Origin of the sequence: Rothia similimucilaginosa (assembly GCF_029850875.1) — a bacterium.
In the GTDB taxonomy this organism is placed as follows: Bacteria; Actinomycetota; Actinomycetes; order Actinomycetales; family Micrococcaceae; genus Rothia.
Genome location: NZ_JAOVAM010000003.1, coordinates 88,619 through 101,066, shown reverse-complemented (window position 1 = coordinate 101,066; position 12,448 = coordinate 88,619). Strand labels below are relative to the sequence as shown.

Sequence of the window (12,448 nt, the reverse complement as noted above, 5' to 3'; positions counted from 1 at the left end):
TCCGGGGCACCGCCCTTTAGCTATGTGGGGTTATGAGGTTGAGTGGCACATCCTAGCCGGCGTGAATGTTCTCGTGGCACAAATCCTCGTGCAGAATATCCCGCGCCGGATGCTGCCGCGCCCGCTCTTCCGCAGCACGGTCAGACAGCGAATAAAACCACGTAATGTGCTCGCACACCCGCTCATAGGCCGCCTGCTCATCGTGAGAGGTAATCGCCTCAATAATGCCGTAATGCTGCTGCTGCAACGTGCGCTTGACCGCCTCCCAATCCTTCAGGAAAGGAACCGCCTCCTGCACATAACTCATCGTTGCCATGTGCAGAGAGTCAATAACCGTATCAAGCACAATATTGCCGCCGAGCTTCGACAGCTCATAGTGAAAACGCGTATCGCAGAAATGGAAACGCTCATCGCTGATCTGCTCATCCATCTCCGCCAGATGTACGCGCGCCCGCTCCAACGCTGCCGCACGCTCCGGGGTGTCCGGCGCGGCAGCCGCCGCACGCGCCGCAGGGCCCTCCAGTAGCAGACGGGTTGAGACAACGTCCTTCACCGGCAGGCTACGGGTCGCAATGTGCATGCGTAGCGCCCAGCTGAGTGCATCCGACGGCTCCGAAATGATAATCGCACCGGACTTCGGGCCTGAACCGGTGCTGGAGCGAATCAGACCCAGCGCGTTCAGAACCCTCAAACCTTCACGGACTGAGGGTCGGGAAATGCCGTGCCGCGCCGCCAGCTCACGCTCGGAGGGGAGCTTATCGCCCACACGCAGCTCACCCAGGCGCAGGCGCCGCTCAAAGTTCTCCAGGATGATGCTGTAGCTGCGGTCCGCCAGAATCGGCTGGCGGTCAACCGCAGGGGGCGCCTCAGCAGGCTGGGTATCGTCATAAGAACGAGGCATAATCTCTCCTGATAACGAGGCGGATAACGAAAAGAAATACTCTGCGCCTGAGATATCTCAGAGTTAATTCAGAGATATTTCGGGCTATTCGTTGAGTGGTCAGGACATAAAAAGCGGGGCGGCGGAACCGAGAAGGTTCGCCGCCCCGCCGTGGCCACCGGAAAATACCGGGGCGAATGTCCTACGGCCCTTGAGGCTTTCACCTCAAGAACTCTCTAAGGGGTGAGCCTCAGATTAGGGAATCATGAAGGACAGAACGTTGGTCTGCAGGAAGACCAGGACGCAGACGAACAGGAGCATAGCGAAGGACCAGGGGAGGACAGCCTTGAGGATGTCGGATTCCTTACCTTCCATGTCCACGGAGGTAGCAGCAATAGCCAGCGACTGCGGGGAGATCATCTTACCGACCACACCACCGGTGGTGTTAGCAGCCAGCATGAGCTCGGGGGTTGCGCCGTGGATACCTGCGTGCTGCAGGTTCTCAGCAGCAGACACCTGCAGCTTGGCGAACAGTGCGTTCGCGCTGGTGTCCGAACCGGTCACAGCGGTACCGATCCAGCCCAGAGCCGGTGCGAGGAACGCGTAGACGGTGCCCAGGCCTGCCAGGAAGGTACCCATAGCAATGGTCTGACCGGAGAAGTTCATGACGTATGCCAGTGCCAGAACCGAAGCAATGGTCAGGATGGACCAACGCATGCGGTAGACAACGGAACCGAACTCGGTGAAGATTGCCGGGAACTTGAAGGCGTAGCGGCCCTTCTCGTTGAAGAAGAAGTAGACGACAGCAACAACCAGACCGGAGATGATCAGCAGGGTGCCGGGGTTGGACATCCACGCGAAGTTGTAGACAGCGTCCTTGACGGGCTTGCCGTCAGCGGTGACGAGGCGGGAGCTCAGAGCCTGGATATCAATCTTGATGACGAAGCTCTTCAGCCATGCCTTCAGGCCAGCGTGCAGGTTAGCAACACCGAAGATTGCAACGACGATGACGTAGGGCAGCAGTGCCATCCAGACGCGAACGGCGGGCAGAGCTTCCTTCTCTTCAGCCTGTGCGGGCAGACCGTAGCGTTCACGAACGCCTGCGACGCCGCGCGGCTTCCAGAACTGCAGGAAGACAACAGCAACACCCATGGAGACGATGCAAGCAACAACGTCGGTCAGGTTGTATGCGGGGGTAGCAGCGGTGACCCACTGTGCAATTGCGAAGGAGACACCGATGACCAGTGCGGGCAGCCATGCGTCCTTCAGACCCTTCATACCGTCAAGGATGACGAGCAGGATGAGCGGAACGAGCATTGCCAGGAACGGAGCCTGGTGACCAACGATGGTTGCGATAACGTGTGCGTCCTTGCCGCCAACGTCAGCTGCGGTGGTAATCGGGACAGCAACCGCGCCGAATGCCACGGGGGCGGTGTTAGCGAGCAGAACGGTAATAGCAGCCTTGAGGGGCTTGACGCCCAGGGCGAGAATCATGGTTGCGGTAATTGCAACGGGAGCGCCGAAGCCAGCCAGTGCCTCGAGCAGACCGCCGAAGCAGAATGCGATGAGGATAGCCTGGATGCGCAGGTCGCCGCCGCCGAGGCGGTCGAAGACGCGGCGCAGGTCTTCAAAGCGGCCGGAGAGAACGGTGAGCTGGTAGAACCAGATTGCACCGAGGATAACCCAGCAGATGACCAGGCCGTAGATGCCACCGCGGACGGCGCTCAGACCGGCGAGGTCAGCGGGCATGTGGAAGCCCAGCGCTGCTACGAGGATGGATGCTGCCAGTGCCACGAGTGCGGACCAGTGAGCGCGTGCCTTAACGCCCAGTAGCATCACAAAGAAGGTGAGGAGGGGAATGGTTGCCACGAGCGCGCTGAGGCCGAGGCTACCTCCCACTGCATTGGTTACAGCGGTATAAGTTTCCACTGGAACTCCTTTGGTTCAGGGTGTGTTTTGTGTGTGGTCAGACCATAGATAATTCTGTGGGGAACGAGTCATTGTTCCCTGCATGGGGATGTGGTCAGACCATTGATCGCATGTTTAGAAGAGTACCGGATAATGTGGTGTTTCACCAAAAGTGACCTGACTCATTTTTGTGGAAGGCGACCGGAACCTGGGCTCGCTTCCAGTGAAACTGCCGAAATATTGCGGTTCTGATAGTTAATTCCAGGTTCTGAAACTCGAATATTTTCAGATACATCACGAGTTGGGTGTATGGGTCATTGGTTTACCCAGGGGAGAGTCTTCATTTGGACGCATATACCCGAAAAGAATGTTGTTTTAAAAAGGAAAAGCCCCATAAAACAACCATAAAATCTTCAGAACGGCGGATTTCTAGGGGGTTTATGGTCCACTTCTGTGTGTTTGATAAATGTTCAATCTGCGAAAAGAATATAGGGGTCTTACGGGGGGTGCATGGGAGATGAGGTCACATGTACCGGAAGGTAGGGAAATATACCTTAAGGTCAGGTCGACCTAACCGGTTATTTAACAAGGAAAGTATGTGCTATTCCAACTAGAGAAAAGCCGTCCAACGGTGTTAAATGGCTAGAAAGATAAAAGACATCACCACGGTTTCTGATCCCACCGCATCCCACCTCCACTTGGGGCGCGCACATTAGCCGGAACCATCCGGCCCAGCTTCCCCGACTCAATACATCTGAGTCGCTTCTTTGGAAGACCGAACTTGTTCGGACTGTGCCCCGCCTGCCCCAGACGCAGGCGGTGAGACCGAGAAACTCTGAACACAGAGGAAAGGACGGACAAGTCATGCGCATTGCACTCTTCTCCACGTGCATCGTTGACGGCATGTACCCCCGCGTAGCACGCGCCACCGTCGAAATTCTTGAGCGCCTGGGCCACGAGGTCGTCTTCCCCCCGAACCAGACCTGCTGCTCTCAGATGCACGTCAACTCCGGCTACTTCGATGACGGTTACGAAGTCATCAAGAACCACGTTGAAGCTTTCGACTCCTGGGACTGGGACGTAGCTGTTGCGCCCTCCGGCTCCTGCGTTGCTTCCCTGCGTCACCAGCAGGCAATGGTCGCACGTAGCCGCGGCGACGAAGCGCTGGCTCTGAAGGCAGAGCAGATCGCTTCCCGCACCTTCGAGCTTTCCCAGCTGCTGATCGACATCCTCGGCATCACCAACGCTGCCGAGCAGCTCGGCTCCTACTTCCCCGAGCACGTCACCTACCACAGCTCCTGCCACGGTATGCGTATGCTCGGCCTGGGCACCCGCCAGCAGGACCTGGTCCGCACCGTCGAAGGCATCAAGTACACCCAGCTCGAGGGCATGGACCAGTGCTGCGGCTTCGGTGGTACCTTCTCCTTCAAGAACGCTGACGTCTCCGGCGCAATGGTCAACGACAAGGCAGACAACGTTGAAGCAACCGGTGCTTCCGTCTGCACCGGCGGCGACTGCTCCTGCCTGATGAACATCGGCGGTGCGCTGATGCGTCGCGGCTCGGACGTTCAGACCATCCACTTCGCTGAGATCCTCGCATCCACCAAGGAAAACCCGCTCAAGATTAACTCCGAGCGTGTTGAGCTCTCGATCGGCTAAGGAAAGATAAGACCTCATGACCGCTATTCAGCTTGGTATGCCCAAGGTCGTTCACTACGGCGAGGGCAACATTTTCGAAGAAACCCCCTTCCCCAAGTACGCGAAGGAAGAGCTCAAGAACGAGCAGCTACGCGCCAACCTGCGCTTCGTGACCCACGCGATCCGTAACAAGCGCGCACGCGTCACCGCAGAGGTGCCCGACTGGCAGGACCTGCGTAACACCGGTGAGTCCGTCAAGAACTACGTTCTGGCGAACCTGCCCGAGCTGCTCGAACAGTTCGAGCGTAACTTCACTGCCGCAGGCGGCCACGTGCACTGGGCACGCAACGCCACCGAGGCGAACCAGATTGCTCTGGACCTGATTCGCGAGCAGGGCGTGGACGAAATCATCAAGATTAAGTCCATGGCAACCGCAGAGACCGGCCTGAACGAATTCCTCGAGGAAAACGGCATCAACGCTATTGAGACCGACCTCGCGGAAGAAATCGTCCAGCTCGGCCACGACCGCCCCTCCCACATTCTGGTGCCCGCAATTCACCGCAACCGCCGCGAAATCCGCGACATCTTCCTGCGCGAAATTGAGGGTATTAACCCGGACATCACCGATGAGCCGGCAGAACTGGCAGAGGCATCGCGTAACCGTCTGCGTAACAAGTTCCTGAACACCACCGTGGCAGTCTCCGGCACCAACTTCGGTATTGCTGAGACCGGTACCCTGACCATCGTGGAGTCCGAAGGTAACGGCCGTATGTGCCTGACCCTGCCCGACACCCTCATTACCTTCATGGGTATTGAGAAGATTCTGCCCACCTTCCAGGACTACGAGGCATTCCTGCAGCTGCTGCCTCGTTCCTCCACCGGTGAGCGCATGAACCCCTACACCTCCATGTGGACCGGTGTAACCCCCGGTGACGGCCCGCAGAACATGCACGTCATCCTCATCGACAACGGCCGTACCGCCGTTCTGGCTGATGAGCTCGGCCGCCAGGCACTGCGTTGTATCCGCTGCTCCGCTTGCATGAACGTGTGCCCCGTGTACGAGCGCGCAGGCGGTCACGCCTACGGCTCCACCTACCCGGGCCCCATCGGCGCGATTCTGTCCCCGCAGCTCTCCGGTATCGAGGCTGCAGAGAACAACTCCCTGCCGTACGCATCCTCCCTCTGTGGCGCTTGCTACGAGGTTTGCCCCGTGAAGATTAACTTCCCTGAGGTCCTCGTGCATCTGCGCGCTAAGGATGTTGAGTCCCAGCACGCTGTCCGCGAGTTCGAGGGCAACAAGAAGGCTCCCTTCTCGCAGATGGACGGCATGATGCTCGGCGCGAAGAAGCTCTTCACCTCCGGCAAGATGATGTCGATTGCAGAGCGTGGTCTGCCCATGTCCCGCCTTATCAGCGGCCGCAAGCACAAGATCACCGCTGTTCCCGGTATCGTCAGCGGTTGGACCGCTTACCGCGACATCCCCGAGCCCCCCAAGGAATCCTTCCGCAACTGGTGGAAGAAGGAGAAGGGTCAGGCTCCGGCACGCGATAACGCTGAGCGCGTTGACATTCAGGCCCTCATCGAGGCAAACAAGGGTAAGGTCGCTGAGGCGGCAGCAAACGCCAAGGCAGCTATGGACGCCCAGGCAGCCCGTGAAGCTAAGGAGAACAACTAATGTCCTCTGCTAAGGAAGATATCCTCGCACGTATCCGCTCGTCCCTGGCTGACGCACCCGTCGCCCCCGAGCCCGTACGTAACTACCGCCGCGTCAGCGAGCTGAACGAAGAGCAGACCATTGAGATGCTCGTCGACCGCCTCATTGACTACAAGGCAAACGTGTTCCACGCGAACAAGGAGAACATCTCCAAGGTCATCGCAGAGCGCCTGGGTGAAAAGTCCACCTACGTGGTTCCCGAGGGCCTGAACATGGAGTGGCTGCCGGCTGACACCGCTGACCGCAAGCGCGTCACCGACTCCGGTAGCACCCTCAAGCCCGGCTGCCTGAGCCTGGAAGAACTGGACGCAGTTGACGCTGTGGTCACCGGTTCGACCGTCTCCTGCGCAGAGACCGGCACGATCTTCTTGAACACCAACCCCGATGAGGGTCGCCGCGCCATCTCCCTGGTGCCCGACCACCACATCTGCGTGGTTCCCCGTTCCACCGTGGTGGAGCTGGTTCCCGAGTCGATCGAGCGTATCACCTACACCCGCCCCGTGACCATGATTTCCGGTCCGTCGGCAACCAGTGATATCGAGCTGATCCGCGTGGAGGGCGTGCACGGCCCCCGTACCCTGGACGTCATTATCTACGACGCCTAAGGTGCAGCGCCAGAAGGCAAACCTCTAAAGAAACCGCCCGAGAGTTGATGCTCCCGGGCGGTTTCTTTATGCCCTCGCGGCTTCTAGTCTTCAGAAGCGTATGCACCAGTCATGAGGATACAAAAACGGTGGCGGGCCCATGTACCCGCCACCGTTCTTTATGTGGTTGCTTATCGACGCGCTACCTAGCGGAGCGCTGAAGGCTCTACCGTAGCGATGCCTCTGCGTGGGCGCTTAGGCGCGTGCGTCGAAGTGCTGCAGACCGGAGTCCTCGCGGCTACCGCCCTGGCCATCGCCAACATCGCGGTAATCCTTAATCCACTCGATCTTCTGAACCCACTTAACCATCTTGTAGCCGTGCATGGAGTCCGCACGCAGACGGAGCGGGCCGCCGTACACATCCGGCAGAGGCTTATCATTCATGCCCCAGGCCAGGATGGTCTCATCCTCCATAGCCATGGAGATATCCAGGCACTCGTAGTACGGTTCGGTCGGTCGGCCGTCGTAGGTGTGGCCCACGTGGCCGAAGGAGGTCACCATAACGTAGCGAGCCTCGTCAGTCTTCTCAACAAGTGCGAGAACGTCACGCAGACGCACGCCCTCCCACTTGGCGATACCGGTCCAACCCTGCATACAGGTGTGCATGGTGATGTTAACTTCCTTGCCCAGCTGCTTGAGGTCGTCAATGCTCAGGGACTTGGATTCCTTCACCAGACCGCCCAGCTCCAGGCGGTAGTCAACGAACTCGTGCTCCTTCAGGCGGTTCCACTCGGTGCTCTCACGCTCTGTCGGCGGGCGAGTGTTAACCCAGTGGAAGGGCGAAATATCGGCCTCGGTGAAGGTCTTCTTCTGCACCTGACGGGAGGTGATACGATCCAGCAAGACGTTACGAATCGGCTGGGTCAGACCCCAAATGAAGGTCTGGGTGAATCGCAGGTCGCGCAGGGACCAGTACGAAGCAAAGAGCCACAGAGCGACGGCAAAGACAATACCACCAATGAGCATGGTGACTGCCTGAGCGAACTGTGCTGCATCCACCTCGTTGTAGGGCTTGTTCAGCATCATGTGGGCGATGTTGTACTGGGGGTGAACCACGAACACCAGAGCCACGTGAATAACAGTGAATACGCAGTAGAAGGCCATACCCAGGAAGTGGATGGAACGTGCGGTCTGGCGGTTACGGAAGAGGCGCACGTAGCCGGGGAAACGGCCGCAGAATGCCGGGCTCATAATCGGGCCGGTTGCAATCATCAGCGGTGCCACAATGAACACCACGGTGAAGTACATAATCTGCTGCAGAGCGTCGTACGGCTGGAAATGCTCAATGGAGGGAATCTGGAAGCCAGCGTAAATCTGGATGGATTCCCACGCCTGCGGGATGATGTCCCAGCTGGTCGGGACGATGCGGCGCCACTGGCCGGTCAGGAACAGCAAAGAGACGTAGACGAGACCGTTAGCAATCCAGATAAAAGTTACAAGAGCGTGCCATGCACGGCCGAGACCAATCTGGCCGTTACCGGGTAGGGAGATAAGCGGCGACAGTCGACGCTGGTCGTCGCGGGCAGTGAACTCACCGGGGACAGTCGAAACCTTGTCCTTGGTGAACTTGAGCCACTCGGAACCCGGGGTGCATTGGTTGTTCCAGTACAGACGGGGGTGAGAGGCGAGAACTTCCCAACCTGAACGAATCAGGAAGCCCATCATAATGAAGTTGATGAAGTGCGTAATTCGGAGCCATGACGGGAAGTCTAGCTCTACGCCACCAGTGCTCGCGGTGAGGAGTAGTTGGTGCATGATTTTTCCTTCGGAAATGACTGTGTGTGCAGACAATCGTTAGGATTCAGTGCGAGGCCTTGAGATGTGAGGTTAGAAATAATTACCTTTCTGACCCATATGGTCCTCCTCCGTGGTTGGGAGCCGCCGGGGTATCGTCGCGGATACTCCCGAAAGGGGCGCCTCCCGTGTGTGAATGGGGAGGTACACCAGCTCCCGCTGGGGCGGAAGCGGCTCTGTGTATGTATGTTGGTTTATGTGTGTTTTAGGGAAATTCCCTGTCTGCTTTCAATTTTATAGGACAAAGTGTCAGTCGAGAAAGCTAAGACACGTCATGTTCTGTAATATTTGCATAAAAAATCCGAATTTAAGGAAGATTCTCATCTTCCCGCGGTTTATAAGGTTATTCGGATGCAAAAAGCCCACCGCAGCCTCAAGAGAGGGTGCGGTGGGTTTTGATCATATATGTGGGATGCATGTTGGTTTGCAGGGCTTTAACTGCCTGGTATTGTGTGGTTTTATAAATTCAATCCCACATAAGGTTGCGGTGACTGTAAGCGAGATTCTCACTCAAACCGATTCGTCAGCCCGAATTTGAAGGTTTGAAGGAACGAAGCACAACCCGGCGTCGCCGCAGCTACTTCTCTGCAGAACCAGTAGGCTCCCCAGAACCGGCAGTCTTCGCAGAGCCGGGCTGAGCATCAGAATCAGACTGCGCATCGGCGTCAGACTGGGACTTCAAACGAACCACCGGAATCATGCCCGTGGTCAACTTCGTCTGAGCATTACGCTGAGCCTTCAACGCGTTCATCTGCTCCTTACGGCTCGGCTCCTGCTGAACCGGCTGACCAGAGCCAAACGCCTGACGAATACCCAACGCCCACAGCGGGAACAGCAGAACCGTCAGCGCACCGCCAGCAACCAGCAGCGACGCCGTGGACTCCTCCAAAAGATCCGAACTGGTCGCAACCTCCGTCACCGCCACAATAATCGGCAGACCCGCAGCCGAATACAGCGCCAACTGCGCCTTCTGCGCGCGCGTGGTCAAACCCGAACGGGTATCAAAGAAATGCTCCGCCAAAAGCACCGGAACACCGCGGCACAGCAGAATACCCACCACCACGGCAAGCAGACCCAAAGGATTAGCCACCACAGCAGAGACATCAATGCCCATACCGCTGACCACAAAGAACAGCGGAATCATGAACGTAAAACCAACCACCTCAAGGCGGCGAGTCATCATGTGCAGAGCCGCCGGAGGGGTCAGGGTACGCAGAATCAGGCCCGCCGCGAACGCGCCCAGCACCGCATCCAAATCAAAGAGGGCAGTGCACATAATCAGGGTCGCCAGCAGGAACATCGCAAGACGCAGAACCGTCTGACCGGTCGTATTCGCCTCCGCAGCCATAATCTGACGCAGACCCGGCACATGCGCAAACAGACGATGCGGAATCAACGCCACAATCACCGCCACCACCATAAACGCCAGCAACACCACAATCGCCATGCCCGGCGAACGCGAAGACAGCAACAACGAGATAGCGAAAATCGGCAGAAGCTCACCCACAGCACCGTGCACCAGCACCGCATTACCCACCGGCGTACCGGCAGCACCGTGAGACTTCAACATCGGTAGCAGAGTACCCAACGCCGTGGAACTCAACGCCACGCCCACCGCAATATACGTATTCAGCTCATGCGAGAACGACGTAATAACCGCCGCACCCGTCATACCCAGAGCAAAGCACACCACCCACGTGGCAATAGCGCTATAACCCTGACGGCTACGCAACGACGACACGTTAATCTCAAAGCCCGCAATCAAAAAGAGCATGCCCAGACCAAGCTCCTTCAGCAGCGGGATACCGCCCTCACTGCTGGCAAGGTTGAGCATATTTGGGCCGATGAGCAGACCAAAAATAAGCAGGAAGACCACATCAGGGATCTTCTTACCCGTCAGACGCGAAAGAATCGGGGACAGCAACGCAACCAACGTAATCCAGAAAATGGACACAAACTGGCCGCTATCGTGGCTCGACCCTTCCGACAGAGTCGTACCCGAAGCAAGAAGAGCACCAGAAGCCCCCAAATCCGTCAAGAAAAGCGGGGAAAAAGTCGAAAACATAAAACCTCAACGTGGTGTGTGCAGGTGGGGCGCGTTTGAGACAGTGAACGGGGCGAAAATATGCTCCCGCGGGATTGCCCCACCTTTAAGAACGTACCAATGGTACACACCTAACCTCGTGCAACAACACTTGAACAGCACGTATCGAGCGCCTGAACACCGAAAATAACCGCACGAGGAAACCACATGAGAGCAAAACCTCCGCGCCACCACCCGAGCAGCCGTTACACTTAACACCTATGCCAGCGCATCCGGCTCACACCACCGGACGCGGCAGATACCCCGGCAGGGCACACCCCCTGGCGTAGCCCTAGCAGGGCGCACAGACTCTCAAACACGGCACTACAAGGAGCGAGGACATGGCAGCAGGGCGCACACAACCCATCCCCACCGTCAGCAGCGGGGCACGCGCCGCCTCCCTCGGAGGCACCCGACGCGACCTCGGGCTCGACCTCGCCCGCGCCTTCGCCGTGCTCAGCCTGCTCATCCCCTTCGGATACTGGCTGCAACTGATCCCAGTGTCCTGGAAGTTCTGGATCCCGCAGACCCTCGTGCCGGCTGAACCGCTCTTCGCCGCAATCCTGGGTGCCGCCGCCTGGCGCTACGCCCGCACCGCAAACTTTCCGCAGCTCTTCGCCGGAACCATCGTGCGATTCCTCGCGCTACTCCTGCTGGGCGTGGCACTCATGCAGGGCATCACCTACCTGCCGCAAGCTGACGTGACCGTACCCGCGCAGGGCTTCTCCTACTCCCTGCCCTTCGACATGCTCGTGCACCTGGCGCTACTCACCCTGCTGACCCTATTCGTCGTGCACCTTCCCCTGTGGGCAATCGCAGTGCTAGCGGTAGTCACCAGCCCCTTCATTACCTGGACCTACACCCTGCTCATGGACGTAGCCGCCCAGGCAGATGCGTGGACCGCCGTCCAGCTACCCTTCCTGGCAACCCACGGCGTCAACCACGCGCAGAGCGCACAGCTCATCTGGGTCATGTGCCTGGGCATTGTGCTCGTGCGCCTTTACGACAACCTGCAAGCCAAGCTAGCCATCCCCGTGGTACTCGCCGTGCTGGCGCTTGCCGTCTACCGCACCTTCAACCCCTACACCGAGCTGGGCTTCCTCAACAGCCCGCAGGTGCTACTGACCCTGAACCTGGCGGCAACCCTGTACTTCTGGGCTGAATGTGCGCGTCTGCTCTCCGCGCAGACGGGAATGCTCACCCCGATCGCCCGCCTGGGCCAGATGTCGCTGAGTGCATCCATTGTTCTGAGCGGAATCATCATCTACGCAGGTCCCACCGTCAAGGCTCTCACCGCGGGCGAGCACTATATAGCTACCGGAGGCTGGGGCACCGCCGTGTACTGGAGCGCCTTCCTTCTGCTCGGCGCCGCAATCGCCCTGGGCTTCTGCACCCTCTGGTCGCGCATGGCACGCTCCATTGCCGGACGCGGACCCCTGGAGGCGATTCTCGCCCTCATCTCCGGGCGCGGCTAAGCGGCTGAAAACCAACAACCTAGAAAGCGACCCCCTACCTGTGTATCTACGCGGGTAGGGGGTCGCTTCTATGTACTCAGCATCTGCAACAGAATCTGCGCCGGAGTCTGCTTAGGCACCTGCATCAGAAATGCTGCGGGTACGACAAAGCCCCGGTCCAATGGACCGGGGCTAACTGTCGGGATGACAGGATTTGAACCTGCGACCTCGTCGTCCCGAACGACGCGCGCTACCAAGCTGCGCCACATCCCGATGTTGACCTATCAGCGAATACCGTAGGCAACTCACCTAGGATAACCCAAAAAAATTCAG

Annotated in this window: 8 protein-coding genes and 1 tRNA gene; 4 read left to right on the top strand and 5 right to left on the bottom strand. The window is 58.4% G+C overall.

Features of this window, described 5'->3' with window-relative positions; all coding sequences use genetic code 11:
- Positions 1-52: 52 nt before the first annotated feature.
- Positions 53-901 (bottom strand): FadR/GntR family transcriptional regulator, encoded by an 849-nt coding sequence (locus QFX05_RS03260; protein ID WP_279740884.1) that lies wholly within the window; start codon positions 899-901, stop codon positions 53-55.
- Between the two features lie 234 nt (positions 902-1,135).
- Positions 1,136-2,809 (bottom strand): L-lactate permease, encoded by a 1,674-nt coding sequence (locus QFX05_RS03255; RefSeq protein WP_049338340.1) that lies wholly within the window; start codon positions 2,807-2,809, stop codon positions 1,136-1,138.
- Positions 2,810-3,652: 843 nt separating this feature from the next.
- Between QFX05_RS03255 and QFX05_RS03250 the strand changes: the two genes are divergently transcribed.
- Genes QFX05_RS03250 through QFX05_RS03240 form a run of 3 tightly spaced genes read left to right on the top strand, consistent with a single transcriptional unit; the run spans position 3,653 to position 6,745 of the window.
- Positions 3,653-4,447, top strand: a complete 795-nt coding sequence (locus QFX05_RS03250) for a (Fe-S)-binding protein (RefSeq protein ID WP_005504630.1) — start codon at positions 3,653-3,655, stop codon at positions 4,445-4,447.
- A 16-nt stretch (positions 4,448-4,463) separates the two neighbouring features.
- Positions 4,464-6,101, top strand: a complete 1,638-nt coding sequence (locus QFX05_RS03245; RefSeq protein WP_279740879.1) for a LutB/LldF family L-lactate oxidation iron-sulfur protein — start codon at positions 4,464-4,466, stop codon at positions 6,099-6,101.
- The gene (locus QFX05_RS03240; protein ID WP_005504632.1) at positions 6,101-6,745 is read left to right on the top strand and encodes a LutC/YkgG family protein; all 645 of its coding nucleotides are present in this window, start codon (positions 6,101-6,103) and stop codon (positions 6,743-6,745) included. Before QFX05_RS03245 ends, QFX05_RS03240 begins: the two co-directional genes overlap by 1 nt.
- A 234-nt stretch (positions 6,746-6,979) precedes the next feature.
- Here the strand turns inward: QFX05_RS03240 and QFX05_RS03235 are convergent, their stop codons facing one another.
- Both QFX05_RS03235 and QFX05_RS03230 read right to left on the bottom strand, forming a co-directional pair.
- Positions 6,980-8,539: a molybdopterin-dependent oxidoreductase gene (locus QFX05_RS03235; protein ID WP_279740876.1), complete on the bottom strand. Its 1,560-nt coding sequence runs from the start codon at positions 8,537-8,539 to the stop codon at positions 6,980-6,982.
- A gap of 616 nt (positions 8,540-9,155) precedes the next feature.
- Positions 9,156-10,643, bottom strand: coding sequence for a cation:proton antiporter (locus tag QFX05_RS03230; RefSeq protein WP_279740874.1), 1,488 nt, complete (start codon positions 10,641-10,643; stop codon positions 9,156-9,158).
- A 359-nt stretch (positions 10,644-11,002) separates the two neighbouring features.
- Here QFX05_RS03230 and QFX05_RS03225 point away from each other — a divergent pair, with 359 nt between their 5' ends.
- The gene (locus QFX05_RS03225; RefSeq protein WP_279740872.1) at positions 11,003-12,136 is read left to right on the top strand and encodes a hypothetical protein; all 1,134 of its coding nucleotides are present in this window, start codon (positions 11,003-11,005) and stop codon (positions 12,134-12,136) included.
- A 178-nt stretch (positions 12,137-12,314) separates the two neighbouring features.
- On the opposite strand, the gene QFX05_RS03220 is transcribed toward QFX05_RS03225, so the two are convergent.
- Positions 12,315-12,388 (bottom strand) — tRNA-Pro (locus QFX05_RS03220).
- Positions 12,389-12,448: the final 60 nt, after the last annotated feature.